Below are 19,160 nucleotides of genomic sequence, written 5' to 3' on the forward strand. Positions count from 1 at the left end.
CGTCAGCCACCCGCCTTCGCGGTCGTCTCCCGGCCACCGAGGTTGCCCGGCACGAGGTCCTGCCAGGGCTTCTCGGCGTCGACGGTGGCGGATGCGGCGCTGACGCCGGTGAAGTCGTAGCCGACGCCCAGCCCGAGCGGCGGCTTCCCCTCCTCCACGAGCCGCATCGAGTCGGCCAGCACCCGCCGCAGCCTGATGATCGCGAGGTCGGCCGGCACCAGGTGCTCCTTCGCCCGGTCGTAGAGCGGGCCGGACGACATCTGGACCGCGCCGTCCTGGACCCGGTTGCCGCCGCGGAACCCCGCGAAGCTCTGGCCCGCCGCCATCGCCTCGCGGTCCTGGGGCGGGATGCGCAGGCGCCGGTTCTCCGGCTCGGGCCCCCAGACGCTCGGGTCCACGCCCCGGCGCCGCGCCACGGCGGCGGCTCCGCCCATGCCCTTCGGCACCATGAAGACGCCGAAGGACGAGCAGGTGTGGTCGTCCCTCGGGACCACGATGACCGCGCCGCTGGAGCCGCCGACGAAGGCCATGTAGGGCATGACGAACGCCGTGATCCGCACGTACGTGCTTCCCGAGTCGTCGGCGGAGTCCCGGATCGCCGCGTAGTGGAACCCGAAGGGAGTGTCCTCGACCTCGATCCGCGGGGCGTTGTCGTGGCTCGGCCACGGGTTGTCACCCCGCGGCGGCGTGGGCATGTCGTGGTCCCACGGGTCACCGGGGAAGTCGTAGGAGCCGACGCTGCGCGGTCCGGCCCCCATCACGGCCAGCGTGTCGAGGTGCAGGATGCCGACGTGGGAGGAGTCGATGGATCCCTCGAGCACCTGCATCCAGTTGCAGTCCATGATCATTTCGCTGGCGGCGACCTCGTCCTCCGCCGCCTCGTCCCACCGGAACCTCGGGAACGGCGGGGCGGAGTCCGGCGGTCCGAGGTAGATCCACCCGAGCCCGCCGCTCTCCCGGACCGGGTAGCTCCCGTGCTTCACCCGCTCCCGGAACCGGGACCCGGCCAGGTTGGGCGTCTCCATGATCGTGCCGTCCACGGCGTACTTCCACCCGTGGTAGAGGCACCGGATGCCGCAGTCCTCGACCCGCCCGAGGACGAGCGAGGCGCCCCGGTGGCAGCACAGCTCGTCCAGGACGCCGATCCGGCCCTCGGTGTCCCGGAACGCGACGTAGGTCTCGCCGAGAACGGTGACCCGGATCGGCGGGCAGTCCGGGGCGGGCAGGTCGGCGAGCTGGAAGGCCGGAACCCAGTAGCGGCGCAGCAGCGTTCCCATGGGCGTACCCGGCCCGACCCGGCAGAGTGCCTCGTTCTCTTCTGGCGTGAGCATGTGCTCTCCTTCGGTTGATCGGGCTGCGGTCAGCTCCTGACGACGACCGGTTCGTAGATCTGCACGGCGGGATCCGCGACGAGCTCCAGGCCGAGGAGCATCAGCGGGTACCCGCGGTCGACCTCGCCGGGCCGCGCCCGCGCCACCGCCCGGTAGACCGCCGGGTTCACCCGCAGCCCCGCGGCGTCGCTCTTCTCGCTCCAGGCCCGCCAGATCTCGGTGCACGCCCGCTCGACGACGATCGCCATCCACAACGACGGCAGTTGGGGTGTCATCCTGCTCGGCTCCTTCCCGCCGACGTGTCGGCTTCCAGCGGGTAGTGGCAGGCCACCCGGTGGTCGGCGCCGAGCTCGCGCAACGGCGGTTCCTCGGCCGCACAGCGCGGCCGGGCGTACGGGCAGCGGGTCCGGAAGCGGCATCCGCTGGGCGGGTCGGTCGGTGAGGGCGGCTCCCCGCTGATCGCCCGGTCCGCCGCACGTCGGGTGGCACCCGGTTCGGGACGGGGCACCGAGTCCAGGAGAGCCCGCGTGTAGGGGTGCAACGGGTGGTCGTAGACGGGCCCAGCGGCCCCCACCTCGCACAGCTTCCCCAGGTACATGACGGCCACCCGGTCGCTGACCTGCTTGACGAGGGCGAGGTCGTGCGCGATGAACAGGTAGGACAGGCCGAGGTCGGCACGCAGCCGCTCGAAGAGGTTGAGCACCTGCGCCTGGATGAGCACGTCGAGGGAGGAGACCGCCTCGTCGCAGACGACGAGGGACGGCGACAGCGCGACGGCCCGGGCGATGGCGACGCGCTGGCACTGGCCGCCGGACAGCTCGCGCGGCCGCCGGCCGCCGTGGCCGCGGGGATCGAGGCCGACCAGGTCGAGGACCTCGTCCACCCGGCGGCGGCGCTCGGCGCGCGTGCCGACCCGGTAGGCGACGAGCGGCTCCTCGACGAGGTCGGCGACCCGCCAGGTGGGATCCAGGGACCCGAACGGGTCCTGGAAGACCATCTGCAGGTGGCGCCGCGCGTCGAGCAGGGCGGCGCCCCGGACCGAGGTGAGGTCGACACCGCGGAAGTGGACCGATCCGGACCTCGGGCGGGGGGACTGCAGCACCGCCCTGGCGAGCGTCGACTTGCCCGAGCCGGACTCGCCGACGATGCCGACGGTCTCCCCCGCTCGCACGTCGAACGAGACACCCGACACCGCGTGCACGACGGCGCCCCGTGCCCCGGCTCGCACCGGGAACTCCTGCACCAGATCCCGCACGGAGAGCAGCGGCGGGCGCGTGGCGAGTGCGGTGTTCATCCCGGGTCTCCGTTCCCGTACGGGCGGAAGCAGGCCCACCAGTGCCGCGGTTCGTGCTCGGTCAGGACCGGGGCGTCGTCCCGGCAGTCGTCGGTGGCCCGCGAGCAGCGCGGGGCGAACGAGCAGCCGCCGGCGGGCGACGACGGGTCGGGCGGGCGCCCCGGCACGACCGGCAGCAGCGTGTGCGCCGGGCGGTCGAGCCGCGGGATCGCGTCCAGCAACGCCTTCGTGTACGGCATCCGGACGGCCTGGAACAACCGGTCGGTCGGTGCCCGCTCGACGGCCCGGCCGGCGTACATCACGATCACCTCGTCGGTGTAGGACGCGGCGAGCCCGAGGTCGTGGCTGATGAAGATCAGGGCCATCCCCAGCTCGTCCTGCAGGTCCAGCAGCAGCTCGATGATCTGGGCCTGGGTGGTGACGTCCAGGGCCGTGGTCGCCTCGTCGGCGATCAGCAGCTTCGGGTGGCAGGCCAGCGCGATCGCGATCATCACCCGCTGCCGCATACCCCCGGACAGCTGGTGCGGGTACTCCTCGAAGCGGCGGTGCGGCGACGGGATCCGCACCATCTCGAGCAGCTCGACCGCCCGGCCCCGAGCCGCGGCGCGCGACAGCGGCAGGTGCTCCCGGATCGCCTCCACGACCTGCGCGCCCACGCGCATGGTGGGGTTCAGGGACCGCGCCGGGTCCTGGAAGACCATCGCGATGTCGGCGCCCCGGTGCCGGCGCATCTCGCGCTCGGGCAACCCCAGGAGCTGCGCACCCTCGAACGCGACGTGGCCGGAGACCGACGCGTTCCCGGGCAGCAGGCCCATGACCGCCCGGCAGCTCACGGTCTTGCCCGAGCCCGACTCGCCGATGATCGCGAGGGTCCGCCCCTGCGCGGCCGAGAAGTCCAGCCCGTCGACGGCGACCGTCACCTGGTCGCGGCGCCGGAACCGCACCCGCAGGTCCCGTACCTCCAGCAGCGTGGACCTCATGCCGCGTTCCACCGTGCGCGCAACGCGTCACCGAGGAGGTTGAAGGCGAGCGTCGAGACGAACAGGACGGCGCTCGGGATCAGGACGAGCATCGGCGCGGTCGAGATGTTCTGCTGACCTTGGTAGATCATGTTGCCCCAGCTCGGGTTGGGCGGCGGGATGCCGAGCTGGAGGAAGCTCAACGCACCCTCGACGACGATGACGATGCCCATGCTGAGCAGGCCGAACGTGATCAGCTGGGGAAGGATGTTCGGTGCCACGTGCCGGAACAGGACGCGGCTCGTCCGGGTGCCGCACAGCCTGGCGGCCGTCATGAACGTCAGCTCGCGGAGCCGGAGGGTGGCGGCCCGGGCCGTGCGGGCGAACGCGGGCACGCTGAAGAACGAGAGCGCGAGGATCGTGTTGCCGACGCTCGGGCCGAGGCTCTGCGCGATCGCCATGGCGAGGACCAGCGAGGGGAACGCGATCAGCACGTCGAGGACCCGCATGATGACCGTGTCCGTCACCCCGCCCCAGTAGGCCGAGAACGCCCCGAGCAGCCCGCCGAGGACCAGGCCGATCACGTTCACCGCCAGTGCGATGAACAGGGAGATGCGGCCGCCGTGCAGGACCCGGGAGAACACGTCGTTGCCCACGGTGTCGGTGCCGAGCAGGTGCCCGGGCGAGAACGGCGGCAGGTCGGAGTCGATGATGCTGCCGCCGATCGGCGCGGGGAGCGGGGCGACGAGCGGCAGCCGGTAGCACGCGCCGAAGACGAGGACCACCAGCGCGGCCGGGACGACGATCCCCCGCTGCCGGGTCCATCCGCCGGTGCGTCGCCCCGGCGCGGCGGCCGCGCCGCCAGATGTCACGTCCGGTTCCGGCCCGCTCAGCGGGCGGACCTCAGGCGGGACGCTGACCATAGCGGATCCTCGGGTCCAGGACGGCGTACAGGATGTCGGTGAGGAGGTTGACGAGCACCACCGCGGTGGCCATGAAGAGCACGATCGCCTGCACGACCACGACGTCGCGGTTGTTGATGGCCTGGACGAGCTCCTGGCCGAGCCCGGGGAGCGCGAAGATCTGCTCGCTGATCACCGTGCCGCCGACGAGGTGGCCCAGGTTGAGCCCGACGATCGTGAGCAGGCCGAAGAGCGAGTTGCGCAGGGCGTGGCGCAGCAGGACGCGCCACGTGCCGACGCCCTTGGCCCGCGCCGTGACGACGTAGTCCTCGCGCATCTGCTCGAGGATGTCGCCGCGGAGCAGCCGGGTGTAGAAGCAGAACAGCGGGAAGCCGATCGCGACCGCCGGCAGGGTGAGCGACCTGATGTTCTGGACGATCCCCTGCTCGAGCGGCACGTAGCCGATCGCCGGGAACACCGGGATCTGCACCGCGAACACGATGACGAGCAGGAGCGCGAGGACGTAGTTCGCGACCGAGAGCCCCGCCATGCTCACCGCCATGCTGACGCGGTCGGCGAGCCCGCCGGGGCGCCGCGTCGCCAGCAGGGCCACCGGCACGGTCAGCGCCAGCGAGACGCCGAGCGCGTAGAAGGCGAGCTCGAGCGTCACCGGAAGGCGTTCGCCGAAGATCTCGGTGACCGCCTGGCCGCTGGCGAGCGACCTCCCGAGATCGCCGGTGAGCACGCCGGCGAGCCAGTCCCAGTAGCGGGTGAGCAGGGGCTTGTCGAGGCCGAGCTCGGCCGTGAGCTGCGCGACCTGCTCCGGCGTTGCCTCCGCCCCGAGGAGCTGCCGGGCGGCGCTGCCCGGCAGGACGTTCAGCACCACGAACGTGAGCGCGGTGACGCCCCACAGCACCGGGATCGCCGTGGCCAGCCGTCGCAGCGCGAGCTGCAGGCTCGGCGACCGCGCGAAGGCCGACCCGCGAGCCGGCCGCTCCGCGGTGTCCACGGGGTGGTCCGGCACGGTCTCGGGGACGCGGACGGTCATCCGTTCTCGATCCATGCCTCGTCCCACTGCGGCAGCAGCGACACACTCGTCATCGGGACCTTGCTGGTGAGCCCGGGGCCGTGGACGCCGCTGCGCGCGACCGCCGCGGGGGCGGTGGCGATCATGAAAGGCGCGTACGCCTCATCGCTGATGTACCGGGCGATGTCGCCGTAGAGCCCGGCCCGCTGCCCTTCGTCCAGGGTCGCGACCGCATCCTCGATCATCCCGTCGAGCGCCGGGTCGTGGACGCCGCTGTAGGGCGCCGTGGACAGGAAGCGGAAGGGGACTCCCGAGCTCACGCCGGGGTCGAACGCACCGTTGCTCTGCAGCGCGGCCTGCCACTGTCTGCTCTCCAGCTCCTGGATCATGCGGGGCAGCTCGTAGGAATGGATCGTCGTCTCGATGCCCGCCTGCTGCCACTGGCTCTGCAGGGTCGCCACCGTGTCACCGGCGATCCGGTCCGTGCCGCCGAAGAGCTCCACCCGCATCCCGCCGAGCTGCGCCACGATCTGCTTCGCCCGCTCCAGGTCGTACGTGCGGTAGCCGGGCACCTCCGGCTGGTAGAAGAGGCCTCCCGGGCCGGTGAACGACTGCGTGGCCGGGTACAGGCCGTCGAACAGGTGGACGCGGATCGCCTCGACGTCGGTCGCGAAGTAGATCGCTTCCCGGGCGAGCTTGTTGTCGAACGGCGCCACCGCCGTGTTGAGCTGGATCACCGACGGCGCGGTGCCGTCGTGCGGGGTGACCGTCAGGCTCGGGTTCTCGCTCGCCTGGGCGATGAGGTTGGGCGTCGTCAGCGTGCCCGCCTGCGCCTGCCCCGCGAGGATCGCCTGGTAAGCGGGCTGGTCGCCACCGATCGCCTTGAACACGAGCTGGTCGAGGTAGGGCCGGCCCTCCTTCCAGTACCCGTCGTAGCGCTTCAGCTTGATCTCGGAGTTGACGACGTTGCTCTCGACCGCGAACGGGCCCGCCCCCACCGGTTTCAGCCGGAACCCGTCCTCGCCCATCGCCTGCACCGCCGTCGGCGAGGCGATGCGGTTGACGCTCGTGCTGACGAAGACGTTCATGACTGCCGCGTACGGGCGGCTGAAATGCAGCACGACCGTGTGGTCGTCCGGCGTGGTGATGCCCTCCGCGGCGAAGTCCGGCCAGGACGCGGCCGGGCTGCAGACGCACGGCGTGTCGAGGTCCCGCCGGATGTTCCACGCGACGGCCTCGGCGTCGAGCGGCGTGCCGTCCTGGAACGTCACGCCGGGCCGCAGGGAGATCGTGACGGTCGTCCCGTCGTCGGCGACCTCGTACCCGGCGGCGAGGTCGGGTTCGATCGTGCCGCCGTCCGCCAGCCGGAACAGCTGGCCGAAGATCGCGCTCAGGTAGATCGAGGGCGCGGCGCCCGCGGAGGCCGGATCGAGCCCCCGGGACCAGGTGAACGTCGGGCCGGTCAGGTAGGTGAGGGAACCGCCGGGCTGCGGTGGGCCGGCCGGAGCGCTGCTGCTGGTGGTCGCGGCCGGGGCGCATGCCGTCGCGAGCACCACGGCGGCGCTGGCGAGCAGCGCCCGGAACGGCTGGTCCACCACGGCAACAACCTCCCGGCGTCACTGCGCGACAAGATTGTCATCAATCTTGCTTCAAGAATCGTGGAAGAGCTCGTCGCCGTCAAGCCCTTCGAGCGCGCCGCCTGGACTTGTCCGCAGCTCAGCGGCGGTCTCCGCCCGAACGACCTCTTGACGTCCGCCGAGCCGGAGTGGAAACCTTCACGGCATTTGCAACAATCTTGTCGACACTCCCGGTGGGTGATATGAGGGTCTGGATCGATCAGGAAGAGTGCACCGGCGCCGACCTCTGCGAGGTGATCGAGCCGAGCGTGTTCGTCATCGGCGAGGAGGGGTTGGCGCTCGTGCGATCCGGGGACGCCGTCCAGCCGGCCGGCCCCACGGGTACGGTGACCGTGACCCCGGAGAACGAGCGGGAAGTGCGGGAAGCGAGTCTGGCGTGCCCGGGACGCTGCATCCGCATCGAGGCCGAGTAGACGCGCCGACGGTGAGGCGGCACATCACGGAGAAGGAAGCGTGTCGAGAGCTCGCGGAGAACCCGAGCCGATCGCCGCCGGCGAGGAGCCGGACGAGTCGGCCAGTCCGCCCGTCCTGGAACTGATCCGGGACGCGATCGTCAGCGCCGAGTTCGTGCCGGACCAAAGGCTGGTGGAAGCCGACCTCTCGGAGCGCTTCCTCGCCAGCCGGAGCGCGGTGCGGTTCGCGCTGATGCAGCTGGCGACCGAAGGGCTCGTGGAACGCATCCCGCACCGCGGTGCGCGCGTGCGGGCGGTGTCGCTCGACGAGTCCATCGAGATCGTCGAGGTGCGGATGGCCGTCGAGGGGCTGTGCGCGGCGAAGGCGGCCGAGCGGGTGACCGAGGCGGAGACGGTGGAACTGCGCGCCATCGGCGCCCGCATGGCCGACACGGTGGCGACGGGCGACACGCTCGGCTACTCGGAGGCCAACCGCCGGCTGCACCGGCTGATCCGCGACTTCAGCGGCCAGGAGACCGCAGTGCGGGTGCTGGAACGGCTGCGCGCCCAGCGGGTGCACCACCATTTCGGGCGGGGCACGAACCCGGAGCGACCCGCGGCGTCCCTGCAGGAGCACCGGGCGATCATCGACGCCATCTGCTCCCACGATCCGGCCGCAGCGGAACTGGCGACGCGCCACCACCTCGCGAGCCTGCTCGACGCGCTCGAGGCGCTTCGGGCACGGAGGTCGGGGGCCGGCTCGAACGGCGCACCGGCGCCGTCGCAACGGGCTCGCGGGCTCGTCAGGGGCGCGTACGACGTGAACGTCCGGCTCGCACCGGACGCGCCGAGCCGCGGGATCGACGACATCGCGCTCGCGTCCAGGTTCGCCGAGGTGGGGCTGGCCGGGTTCGTCCTGACCTCCGGTTACTTCCCGACGACCGAGCGGGCCGCCGCGGTGCGCGCCGCCGTCCCGGGGATCGACGCCGTCGGCGCCATCACCCTGAACGGCTCGGTGGGCGGCATGAACCCGGTGGCCGTGGAACACGCGGGCCGGAGCGGCGCCCGGGCCGTGTTGCTGCGGATCGAGGACGCGGCCGAGCCCACGGAGGTGGTCTCGCCCGGTGGGGAGGTGCTCGAGGCCACCCGGCAGGTGCTGGCGGTGATCGCCGACCGCGACATGACCCTGGTCACCGGCCACCTGGGCCCGGACGAGACCGACGCCGTGGTGGACGCCGCGGTCGCCGCGGGAGTGCGCCGCATCGTCGTCACCGACCCGGGCCCGGGCGCCCGGCGGACGGGGGTGGACCGGCAGCGGCGGCTCGCGGCGAAGGGCGCGCTCCTGGAGCGCAGCCTCGCCGCGCCGCACACCGGGCGGGTCCCGTGGGGGCTCCTGCTGGAGCACATCCGGGCCGTCGGAGTGGCGCACTCCGTGCTCTCCAGCGGCCTCGGCGGGCCGTCCGATCCCCCGGTCGAGGACGGGCTCGCGATGCTCGCCGACCGCTTGCTCGCCGGAGGCTTCACCGAGGAGGAGATCCGGCTGGTGGCGGTGCGCAACACCCGCTGGCTGGCCGGCGCGGACGACCGGCGGGCGGGCACCTGACCACGGCCACTTCGCACATCCTGCATGGGCTTCGCATAGGGCGGGCCTTGTGCGAAGTCGGTATCGGGTGTGCGAAGTCGGCCGGCGTCTACTCGCGGCCGAGCAGCCGCAGCGCCTCCCGGCCCACCGCCTCGGCCGACAACCCGAGGTGCGCGGCGACCGCGGGCCCCGGGCCGCTCTCCCCGAACCGGTCGATCCCGATGACGGCGTCCCGGGGCCCCGCGACCGCCCGCCAGCCCGTCGTCGCCCCGGCCTCGATCCACACGACCGGCGCGGCGGGCAGCAAGTACGCCCCGGCGCGCAGGGATTCCTCGAACCGCTCGCGCCACATCACCGACACCACGCTCGCCCCGACGCCGCGGGCCCGCAGCAGCGCGGCCGCATCCGCCGCCAGCGCCACCTCCGACCCGCTGGCGGCGAGAACGACATCGACGGGTCCGGGCGGGTCCGCGACGGCGCGCCCGCCGTACCGCCGGGCGTCGGCGAGGCCCGCGCCGCCGAGCACCGGCAGGTCCTGCCGGCTCAGCACCAGCGCGGTGGGGCCGTCGAGGTCGGCGGCCGCGAGCTCCCACGCCAGCACGGCCTCCGCGGCGTCGGCGGGGCGGAGCACGGTGAGGCCCGGGATCAGGCGCAGCGACTCGACGTGCTCGACGGGCTGGTGCGTCGGCCCGTCCTCGCCCACGTGCACCGAGTCGTGGGTGAAGACGTGGACGACCGGGAGCCGCATCAGGGCCGACAGCCTCAGCGCGGGACGCAGGTAGTCGGAGAAGACGAGGAACGTGCTGCCGAAGGGCCGCAGCCCGCCGTGCAGCGCGATGCCGTTCAGCGCCGCGGCCATCCCGTGTTCCCGGATCCCGAAGTGGATCGTGCGCCCCGCGTAGTCCCCGGCGGCCACGTCGCCGCCGGGGATCGCGGTGGCGGTGGACGACGCGAGGTCGGCCGAGCCGCCCACCAGCGCCGGATAGGCCGCCGCGAGCGCATCGAGCGCGGCGCCGGAGGCCTTCCGGGTGGCAATCGCCCCGCCCGCCTCCGGGCGGTCGGCGAGCGGGGCGAGGATCGTGAGGTCCGGCGGTGCCGGGACGCGATCCAGGGCGAAGTCCGCGGCCAGGTCCGGGTGCGTGGCGCACCAGTGCGCGTGTGCGCGCCCCCACTCCGCCCGGTCCGCGGCCCAGCGGACGCGCCGCTCGGCGACCGCCAGCTGCACCTCCGGGGGCACGTGGAACGCGGTGTCCGGCCAGGAGCGCCGGCGCCGCATCTCCGCGATCGCCGCCGCACCGAGCGGGCTGCCGTGCGCCTTCGACGTGCCCGCGACCCCTGGCGCGCCGTGGCCGATCGTCGTGCGGACCGCGACGAACGTGGGCCGCTCGTCGTCGGCGGCCTCGGCGTACGCGCGGTCGAGGGCATCCAGGTCGGTGCCGTCGTCCACCCGCAGCGTGGCCCAGCCGTAGGCCCGGAACCGCGCTTCGACGTCGTCGGCGCAGCTGCGGTGGGCCGGCCCGTCGATCGTGACGTCGTTGTCGTCGAAGACGACCGTCAGCCTGCCGAGGCCGAGCCGGCCCGCCAGCGACGCCGCCTCGTGGCTGATCCCCTCCATGAGGCAGCCGTCGCCGACGAGCGCCCACGTCCGGTGGCCGACGACCCGGTGCCCGTCGACGTTGCAGCGGGCGGCGAGCATCCGCTCCGCCAGGGCCATCCCCACCGCGTTCGCCAGCCCCTGGCCGAGCGGCCCGGTGGTCGTCTCCACGCCCGGCGTGACGCCGTGCTCGGGATGCCCCGGTGTGCGGGAACCGAGCTGCCGGAACCGCCGGAGCTCCTCGACCGGCAGGTCGTAGCCGGTCACGTGCAGCAGCGCGTACAGCAGCGCGGAACCGTGACCCGCGGACAGGACGAACCGGTCCCGGTCCGGCCAGCCCGGGTCCGCCGGGTCGTGGCGCAGGTGGCGCGACCACAACACCCAGGCGGCCGGGGCCGCGCCGAGCGGGAGCCCCGGGTGCCCGCTGGACGCCGCCTCGACGGCGTCCGCGGCGAGGAACCGCAGGGTGTCGACCGCCAGGTCGTCGACGATGTCGGCCGGTGCGGCCAGCGCGGTGCCCGCCTGATCGGTCCAGTGCGTCATCACGTCACCTCCTCACCTCCGGCGACGCTAGGTCGGCGCAGGCCCGGGCCTCGCCCCCCGCCCGGGGGGCTCACCGGGGGGATAGGCGAGCCCGCCGCATCCCCCTGCGGGCGGCCCGGCGCGGCTTACCCTCCTCGCATGGTGACGCCGGAACGTGGGCCCGTCCGGATCGTCCTCGTCGACGACCACGAGATGGTGATCGAAGGGCTCAAGGCGATGCTCTCGGCGTTCCGCAGCCGGGTGCGGGTGGTCGGCGAGGCGGTCGGCGCGGAGAGCGCGATGGCGGTGATCGACGGGCTCGTGCCCGACGTCGTGCTCTGCGACGTGCGGATGCAGGGCTCGAGCGGGCTGGACCTGTGCCGCGCGGTCCGCGAGCGCACCCCGGAACGCAAGGTCGTCCTCCTGTCGGTCTACGAGGACGAGCAGTACCTGTTCCAGGCGATGCGGGCCGGCGCGTCCGGCTACCTGCTGAAGCGGATCGGCGGCGAGGAGCTCGTCGCGCAGATCGAGCGCGCCCACGCCGGGGAGACCGTGATCGACCCGGGCATGGCGGCGCGAGCCGTGGACACCGCGGCACGCCTGCAGCGCGACGAGTACTGGCCCGGTGCGCGCCACGGCCTCACGCAGCGCGAGAGCGAGATCCTGTCGTTCATGGTCGCGGGGCTGTCCAACCGGGCGATCGCCGCGCGGCTGGTCATCGGCGACGAGACCGTGAAGAGCCACCTGCGTTCCATCTACCGCAAGCTCGAGGTCGGCGACCGGACCGGCGCGGTGGCGACCGCCCTGCGGGAGGGGATCTTCCAGTGACGGTGATCTTCCGGTGACGCAGCACCGGCCCGACCCGGGCATGGTCCGGGGGCTGGTCGACCGGGACGGCGAGGTCGCCCTGCTGCTCGACGTCATCCACCTCACCGCGAGCGGGCCGGAGGTGGAACCCCTCGCCGCCGAGGTCGCCCGGTTGATCACCGACGCGACCGCCACCGACGTGTGCTTCGTGCACGTCCTCGACGACACCGAGAACGCGCTGACCCTCGCCGGGGCCACGCCACCGTTCGACCAGCAGGTCGGCCGCGTGCGCCTGCCGCTCGGGCACGGTGTCTCCGGGTGGGTGGCGAAGTACCGCAAGCCGGTGGTGCTCCCCGAGGGGAAGGCGTCCGACTGGCGCTACGTCTCGATCCCGCAGCTGCGCGGGACGGACTTCATCTCCATGGCGTCGATCCCGATGGAGATCGACCCCGGCGGCCTGGTCGGCGTGCTCAACGTGCACACGGTGCAACGGCGCGAGTTCCTCCCGCGCGACGTCGAGCTGCTGCACCTCATCGGGCGGATGGTCGCCGGCGCGCTGAACCAGGCCCGCCTGCACCGGCGCCTCGCGGCCCGGGAACGCATGCACGAGCAGTTCGTCGAACAGGTGATCGCCACCCAGGAGGCCGAGCGCAGGCGCATGGCAGCAGACATCCACGACGGGATCTCCCAGCGCCTGATCAGCCTCTCCTACCACCTCGACGCCGCGTCGCACGCCGTGGACGGCGGCGAGCCCGTGGAGGTGGCCGCCCAGCTCGTCCACGCCCGCGACCTGCTCGGGCTCGCCCTCGACGAGGCCCGCGCGGCCATCGGCGGGCTGCGCCCGCCCGTGCTGGACGACCTCGGGCTGGCGGGGGGCCTCGCGAGCCTCGCGCGGTCCACCCCCCAGATCGAGACCGAGGTCGAGCTGGCCGACCACCGGCTGCCCGAGCACGTCGAGATCGCGCTCTACCGGATCGCCCAGGAGTGCCTGCAGAACATCGCCAAGCACGCCCGCGCCTCGTCCGCCACGCTGCGCTTCGACGTGGCCGACGGCGCCGCGCAGCTGGAGGTGACCGACGACGGGATCGGCTTCGACACCGCCTCGGTCACCACCGGATCCGATCCCGACGGGCGCGGCTACGGCCTGCAGTCGATGGTGGAGCGGGCCGAGCTGGTCGGCGGCCGCCTGCACGTGCGGTCGCGGCCGGGAGCCGGGACGACGGTGACGGTCACGGTCCCCCGTCGCTAGGTTGCGTTCCGCATCACCGCCGCCGGGACCCAGGACCGGTGGTCCGCGGGCCATGATCGGCGCAATCGGGACATGAGCTGCATGGGTGCGGTTCATGTCCCAATCCTGCTGATCACGGCGATCGCGGAGGCCACCTCCGAGCGCCTGCGCGACATGGGAGGCGGCCACACCCTCGGTTCGCCGGCGCACCGATCCCCCGGGGTCCACGAGCCTCCGGTGAGGGCCCCGGGCCGTCCCCGGCCGCGGCGAGCCGTACGCCACGGTCGCGACCACCGCGCTGGTGTGCTGCTCGGGCCGATCATGGGCCGCGAGAAGTACCTCAGCGCGGTCACGGCCGCCGCCGGGTGCTGCTCGCATCGATCATGGGTCGCACCGCTGCCCGGTGCGGGCGATCGCCGTGGGGTTCCGTTGCGTTGGCGGACGTTCCCGGCTAATGGCACGCCGGTTCTCGAGGAGCCCATCGCTGCCGGGTGCGCGCGGACTATCCGGTGGTCCCGTCCCCACACACTCCACGGCCTCGGCGAGAGTCCTGGTGCGTTCCGCGGAACCGATCCGTGCGGTCCACGGGCTCGGCATCGAGCTACTGCGGCCCCGGTCCGCTCGAACGCGGTGCCGCGGGACAGCACCCAGCTCTGGGCGGTCGGCCGGTGCTGCATTCGGGACCACAGGATAGTGGCGTGGGCACCCGGCGGTGACGGTCTCGTCCACAGGCGGGCGTGCCCCCAGGTCGGGGACGGCCGCCCCCGCAACCCCGGGGGACGGTCGTGACCCAACCCAGCCATCGCCCCGACGAAGGAGACCGGCGAAACCCAGGCACCGGCCACGACCACCGGGACAGACCTGGAAAGCATCCCGTCCCGAGGTGACCGGGCCCGCCCACGAGAGACGAACCGCTGCGACCCTCCATGTGGCCGCCCCCGCACGGACACCATGATCACGGCGCCACGACACTTTAGCAATCACTCAAGTGTTCGCGGAGAAGTTTCGATGGACACCGAGGTATCGGGTCCCTGAGCATCGACGGCATGGCAGAGCGATGGAACGCCGGGGTCATCCCCTACGCCGAGATGGGCTACTGGCAGCCCGACTACGTTCCCAAGGACTCGGACGTGCTGTGCGCCTTCCGGATCACGCCGCAGGACGGCGTGCCGCCGGAGGAGGCGGGCGCCGCCGTCGCGGGCGAGTCGAGCACCGCGACCTGGACGGTGGTGTGGACCGACCGCCTCACCACCTACGAGCACTACCAGGCCAAGTGCTACCGGGTCGAGGCCGTGCCGAGCGCGCCGGGCCAGTACATCGCCTGGATCGCCTACGACCTCGACCTGTTCGAGGAGGGCTCGATCGCGAACCTCACGAGCTCGATCATCGGCAACGTGTTCGGGTTCAAGCCGCTCAAGGCGCTGCGGCTGGAGGACATGCGGATCCCCACCCACTACGTGAAGACCTTCCAGGGCCCGGCGCACGGGATCGTCATGGAGCGCGAGCACCTGAACAAGTACGGCCGTCCGCTGCTGGGCGCGACGACCAAGCCGAAGCTCGGCCTCTCCGCACGCAACTACGGACGCGTCGTCTACGAGGCGCTGCGCGGGGGTCTGGACTTCACCAAGGACGACGAGAACATCAACTCCCAGCCGTTCATGCGCTGGCGCGACCGGTTCCTGTTCTGCATGGAGGCGGTCAACCGCGCACAGGCGGCCACCGGCGAGATCAAGGGGCACTACCTCAACGTCACCGCCGGGACGATGGAGCAGATGTACGAGCGGGCGGACTTCGCCAAGGAGCTCGGCTCGGCGATCGTGATGATCGACCTCACGGTCGGCTACACCGCGATCCAGTCGATGGCGAACTGGGCGCGCGCCAACGGCGTGATCCTGCACCTGCACCGCGCGGGGCACGGCACCTACACCCGGCAGAAGACCCACGGCGTGAGCTTCCGGGTGATCGCCAAGTGGATGCGGCTGGCCGGAGTGGACCACATCCACGCCGGCACCGTCGTCGGGAAGCTGGAAGGCGACCCGAACACCACGGCCGGCTTCTACGACACCCTGCGGCTCAACAACGTCAACGCCGACCCGGTGAAGGGCCTGTACTTCGACCAGGACTGGGCGTCCGTGCCCGGGGTGATGCCCGTGGCCTCCGGGGGCATCCACGCCGGTCAGATGCACCAGCTGATCCACCACCTCGGCGAGGACGTGGTCCTGCAGTTCGGCGGCGGCACGATCGGGCACCCGATGGGCATCGCGGCGGGCGCCGAGGCGAACCGGGTGGCCCTCGAGGCGATGATCAAGGCACGCAACGAGGGCCTCGACTACTACGGGAACGGCGAGGAGATCCTCAAGAAGGCCGCCTCCCGCAACCGCGCCCTCGACATGGCGCTGGCCACGTGGGGCGACATCACCTTCAACTACGAGTCCACCGACACCCCCGACGTCGTCGCGACGCCGACCGCCGTCTGATCGCGCCCCCGAGGAGCCGACGATGCGCATCACCCAGGGCACCTTCTCCTACCTGCCCGACCTCACCGACGAGGAGATCACCAAGCAGATCGAGTACTGCCTCGGCAACGACTGGCCGCTCGCGGTGGAGTTCACCGACGACCCGCACCCCCGCAACACCTACTGGGAGATGTGGGGCCTGCCGATGTTCGACCTGCGCGACCCGGCCGGGGTCCTGCTCGAGGTCAACGCCTGCCGCAAGGCCAACCCGGACGTCTACGTCCGGCTCACCGCCTACGACGCGAGCCTCGGCCGCCAGACGACGGCACTCTCGTTCATCGTGCAGCGGCCCGCCGAGGAACCCGGTTTCCGGCTCGAACGGCAGGAGGCGGCGGACCGCCGGATCCGCTACACCACGCACGCCTACGCGAGCGACCGCCCCAGCGGCGACCGGTACCGGACGGGGTGACCGGGTGGAGACCGGACAGGGCACCCCGTTCGGGTACCGGCCCAGCGAGCCGCCCGCGTCGGATCCGTGGGGCGAGGAGACGGTCGAGCACCTTCCCGCCGACGCCGTGGTCGACCTGGCCGCGGCGCGCCGGGAGGCCGGCATCGACGAGGTGCTGGAGAAGCTGAACACGGAGCTGGTCGGCCTGGCCCCCGTGAAGACCCGCATCGAGGAGATCGCGTCCCTGCTGCTGGTCGACCGGATGCGGGAGCGGTACGGGATCACCGCGCGGCGTCCGAACCTGCACATGTGCTTCACCGGCAACCCCGGCACCGGCAAGACGACGGTGGCGCTGCGGATGGCCGAGCTGCTGCACCGGCTCGGCTACGTGCGCCGCGGCCACGTCGTCAGCGTGACCCGCGACGACCTCGTCGGGGAGTACGTCGGCCACACCGCTCCGAAGACCAAGGACGTCATCAAGCGCGCGATGGGCGGAGTGCTGTTCATCGACGAGGCGTACTACCTCTACAAGGTCGAGAACGACCGGGACTACGGTTCCGAGTCGATCGAGATCCTGCTGCAGGTGATGGAGGCCAACCGCGACGACCTCGTGGTCGTCCTGGCCGGCTACGCCGACAAGATGGACGTCTTCTTCGCGGCGAACCCGGGTATGCAGAGCCGCATCGCCCACCACATCACGTTCCCGGACTACACGGTCGCCGAGCTCGAGGAGATCGCGGTCCTCATGACCGGCGGGCTGGCCTACCGGCTCTCCGACGAGGCCCGGGTGGTCCTGCGCGGCTACCTGGAGCGGCGGATGGGGCAGCCGTGGTTCGCCAACGCGCGGAGCGTCCGCAACGCGATGGAACGGGCCCGGTTGCGGCAGGCGCGTAGGCTCCTCGACCAGGAAGACCCGCGGGTCGACCTGGCCGCGTTGACCACGATCGAGGCGGCCGACCTGCTTGCGAGCCGGGTGTTCCGCGAGGACGACCACACGAAGTCGGTGCGCTCGGCCTGATGGAGACGGGCCGGACCACGAGGTGACCACCAACGCCAGGCTGCGCGCGCTGGTCGAGCTGGCCGACACCGGCTCGGTGCGCGGCGCGGCGGAACGACTCGTGGTGACGGAGTCGTCGGTCTCGTCGGCGGTCAGCGCCCTCAGCACCGAGGTGGGCATCCCGCTCGTCACCCGCCACGGGCGCGGCGTCCGGCTGACCGCGGCCGGGGAACGGTACGCGGAGTACGCGCGCCGGATCCTCGGCCTGCACTCCGAGGCCGTCCTCGCGGCCCGCGCGGAGGCCGATCCCGAACACGGGTCGGTCCGGCTCGCCGCGGTCACCACCGCCGGGGAGTTCCTCATCCCGGACCTGCTCGCCTCGTTCCGCGCCAAGCACCCCGGCGTGATGCTGCGGCTGGAGGTCGCCCCACGGGGACACGTGTGGCCCATGCTGGCGCGCCACGAGACCGACCTCGTCGTCGCCGGTCGGCCCCCGGACGACCTGACCTCCGCCCGGGTGCGTGCGGTCAGCCCGAACGCGCTGGTCGTGGTCGGTGCGCCGGACGAGCGGACCGGCTTCGACCCGGCGCGGGCCACCTGGCTGCTGCGCGAGCCCGCGTCGGGGATGCGGGCCACCTGCGAGGCGCTGCTGGAACGCCTCGACGCCACCCCGCCGCGCATGGCGCTCGGCTCGAACGGCGCGGTCGTCGCCGCGGCCGTGGCCGGGCTCGGCGTCACGCTCGTGTCGCGGCAGGCCGTCCGCCGCCAGCTGGACTCCGGTGCGCTCGTCGAGCTGGCGGTACCCGGTGTCCCGCTCGACCGGCCATGGCACGTCGTGAGCCAGCCGGACCCGACCCCGTCCACCCGGCTGCTGATCGAGCACGTGCTCGGGGTCCCGGAGCTCGGTTGGCGCGCGCCCCGGGCCGGCCGGGACCACTAACCCCCTGCCGTCCCCCCACGAGGGGGATGTCCGCGCCGGAGAGGGCGGGCAATCTCGTACCCGGCGACGACTGGTACGCCGTCCGCGATCGGGTTGGAGGAAGCCGATGCCGGCCGACCACACGACGCTCGCGCAGTTCCTCGTCGAGGACCGGCGGCGCCACCACGCCACGGACGTCGCCCTGGACTCCCTGATCCTGCATGTCGCGATCGCCAGCAGGGCCGTCGCCGACCACGTGGCGATGGGCGCGCTCCACGGCACGCGCGGCGAGATGCAGCACGAGCTGGAGATGATCGCCGACGACTACTTCCTGCGGGCCGCCGCGCGCAGCGGCCGCGTCGCCGGGATGGCCTCCGACGAGCTCCACGTGCCATCCGCGGCGCACCCGCGAGGCGACTACCTGCTGGCCGTCGACCCGCTCGACGGATCACCGGACGTCGACCTCAACTCGTCCGTCGGCACCATCTTCTCGGTCCTGCGCACGCCCTGCCCCGGGGCGACCGCGACGGCCCAGGACTTCCTGCAGCCGGGGACGGCGCAGGTCTGCGCCGGCTACGCGCTCTACGGCCCGGCCACGATGCTCGTGCTGACCCTCGGGCGAGGCGTGCACGCGTTCACCTTCGACCCGGCGCTCGGCGAGTTCGTCCTCACCCGGGAGGCGATCCGGGTGCCCCCGCTCGCGGGCGGGCTGGCGACCGACGCGTCGAACCGGCGGTTCCGGGAGCGCCGGGGCGCGTCGCTCGCCGCCGAGACGCACCGGATCCTCACCCGCGGCGGGGTGTTCCTCGGCCCGCGCCACGGGCTCCACGCGGCCGCCGCGATCGCGTTCCTCGTCGAGCAGGCCGGGGGCACGGCCAGCACGGGACGCGCGCGGGTCCTCGACGTCGTCCCCACCGACCTGCACCACCACATCCCGTTGATCGTCGGGACGGCGGCCGAGGTCGCGCTGGTCGACCGCCACCACCGGCAGTACGACGACCGCCCGTACGACTCACCCCTGTACGGCGAGCGCGGCCTGTTCCGCGTCGGGACCGGCTGAGCGAA

General features: G+C 72.7%; 17 protein-coding genes. 9 read left to right on the forward strand and 8 right to left on the reverse strand.

Features of this window, described 5'->3' with window-relative positions:
* Positions 1-2: 2 nt before the first annotated feature.
* From ACU436_RS04110 to ACU436_RS04140, 7 genes are read right to left on the reverse strand one after another with little or no spacing between them, the layout of a single operon-like run.
* Positions 3-1,331, reverse strand: coding sequence for a Rieske 2Fe-2S domain-containing protein (locus tag ACU436_RS04110; RefSeq protein ID WP_459021746.1), 1,329 nt, complete (start codon positions 1,329-1,331; stop codon positions 3-5).
* 29 nt (positions 1,332-1,360) lie between these two features.
* On the reverse strand, positions 1,361-1,606 hold the full coding sequence (locus ACU436_RS04115; protein WP_459021748.1) for a hypothetical protein: 246 nt from the start codon (positions 1,604-1,606) through the stop codon (positions 1,361-1,363).
* On the reverse strand, positions 1,603-2,625 hold the full coding sequence (locus tag ACU436_RS04120; protein ID WP_459021750.1) for an ABC transporter ATP-binding protein: 1,023 nt from the start codon (positions 2,623-2,625) through the stop codon (positions 1,603-1,605). Before ACU436_RS04120 ends, ACU436_RS04115 begins: the two co-directional genes overlap by 4 nt.
* Positions 2,622-3,605 (reverse strand): ABC transporter ATP-binding protein, encoded by a 984-nt coding sequence (locus ACU436_RS04125; protein ID WP_459021752.1) that lies wholly within the window; start codon positions 3,603-3,605, stop codon positions 2,622-2,624. Before ACU436_RS04125 ends, ACU436_RS04120 begins: the two co-directional genes overlap by 4 nt.
* Complete coding sequence (locus tag ACU436_RS04130) at positions 3,602-4,507, reverse strand: ABC transporter permease (RefSeq protein ID WP_459021754.1); 906 nt, start codon at positions 4,505-4,507, stop codon at positions 3,602-3,604. The genes ACU436_RS04125 and ACU436_RS04130 overlap by 4 nt, the downstream gene beginning before the upstream one ends.
* Positions 4,488-5,534, reverse strand: coding sequence for an ABC transporter permease (locus tag ACU436_RS04135; protein ID WP_459021756.1), 1,047 nt, complete (start codon positions 5,532-5,534; stop codon positions 4,488-4,490). The genes ACU436_RS04130 and ACU436_RS04135 overlap by 20 nt, the downstream gene beginning before the upstream one ends.
* The gene (locus tag ACU436_RS04140; RefSeq protein ID WP_459021758.1) at positions 5,531-7,111 is read right to left on the reverse strand and encodes an ABC transporter substrate-binding protein; all 1,581 of its coding nucleotides are present in this window, start codon (positions 7,109-7,111) and stop codon (positions 5,531-5,533) included. The genes ACU436_RS04135 and ACU436_RS04140 overlap by 4 nt, the downstream gene beginning before the upstream one ends.
* A gap of 167 nt (positions 7,112-7,278) precedes the next feature.
* Here ACU436_RS04140 and ACU436_RS04145 point away from each other — a divergent pair, with 167 nt between their 5' ends.
* Positions 7,279-7,563: a ferredoxin gene (locus ACU436_RS04145; protein WP_459021760.1), complete on the forward strand. Its 285-nt coding sequence runs from the start codon at positions 7,279-7,281 to the stop codon at positions 7,561-7,563.
* A 40-nt stretch (positions 7,564-7,603) separates the two neighbouring features.
* Positions 7,604-9,145, forward strand: a complete 1,542-nt coding sequence (locus ACU436_RS04150; RefSeq protein WP_459021762.1) for a DUF6282 family protein — start codon at positions 7,604-7,606, stop codon at positions 9,143-9,145.
* An 88-nt stretch (positions 9,146-9,233) separates the two neighbouring features.
* Here ACU436_RS04150 and tkt read toward each other — a convergent pair whose 3' ends face one another.
* Entirely contained in the window at positions 9,234-11,261 is a 2,028-nt protein-coding gene (tkt, locus tag ACU436_RS04155; RefSeq protein ID WP_459022613.1) for a transketolase, read from the reverse strand.
* Positions 11,262-11,399: 138 nt separating this feature from the next.
* Between tkt and ACU436_RS04160 the strand changes: the two genes are divergently transcribed.
* The 7 genes from ACU436_RS04160 to ACU436_RS04190 all read left to right on the forward strand — a co-directional run bounded on the left by ACU436_RS04160 (position 11,400) and on the right by ACU436_RS04190 (position 19,155).
* Entirely contained in the window at positions 11,400-12,068 is a 669-nt protein-coding gene (locus tag ACU436_RS04160) for a response regulator (RefSeq protein WP_459021764.1), read from the forward strand.
* Positions 12,069-12,081: 13 nt separating this feature from the next.
* Positions 12,082-13,296: a GAF domain-containing sensor histidine kinase gene (locus tag ACU436_RS04165; protein WP_459021766.1), complete on the forward strand. Its 1,215-nt coding sequence runs from the start codon at positions 12,082-12,084 to the stop codon at positions 13,294-13,296.
* Positions 13,297-14,321: 1,025 nt separating this feature from the next.
* Positions 14,322-15,752 carry a form I ribulose bisphosphate carboxylase large subunit gene (locus tag ACU436_RS04170; RefSeq protein WP_459021768.1) on the forward strand — a complete coding sequence of 477 codons (1,431 nt, stop codon included), beginning with the start codon at positions 14,322-14,324 and terminating at the stop codon, positions 15,750-15,752.
* 22 nt (positions 15,753-15,774) lie between these two features.
* Complete coding sequence (locus ACU436_RS04175; RefSeq protein ID WP_459021770.1) at positions 15,775-16,200, forward strand: ribulose bisphosphate carboxylase small subunit; 426 nt, start codon at positions 15,775-15,777, stop codon at positions 16,198-16,200.
* Positions 16,201-16,204: 4 nt separating this feature from the next.
* Positions 16,205-17,197 (forward strand): CbbX protein, encoded by a 993-nt coding sequence (cbbX, locus tag ACU436_RS04180; RefSeq protein WP_459021772.1) that lies wholly within the window; start codon positions 16,205-16,207, stop codon positions 17,195-17,197.
* Positions 17,198-17,219: 22 nt separating this feature from the next.
* Positions 17,220-18,116: a LysR substrate-binding domain-containing protein gene (locus tag ACU436_RS04185; protein ID WP_459021774.1), complete on the forward strand. Its 897-nt coding sequence runs from the start codon at positions 17,220-17,222 to the stop codon at positions 18,114-18,116.
* Positions 18,117-18,222: 106 nt separating this feature from the next.
* Positions 18,223-19,155 carry a class 1 fructose-bisphosphatase gene (locus ACU436_RS04190; protein WP_459021776.1) on the forward strand — a complete coding sequence of 311 codons (933 nt, stop codon included), beginning with the start codon at positions 18,223-18,225 and terminating at the stop codon, positions 19,153-19,155.
* Positions 19,156-19,160: the final 5 nt, after the last annotated feature.

The organism is Pseudonocardia wallangbongensis, from assembly GCF_054486945.1.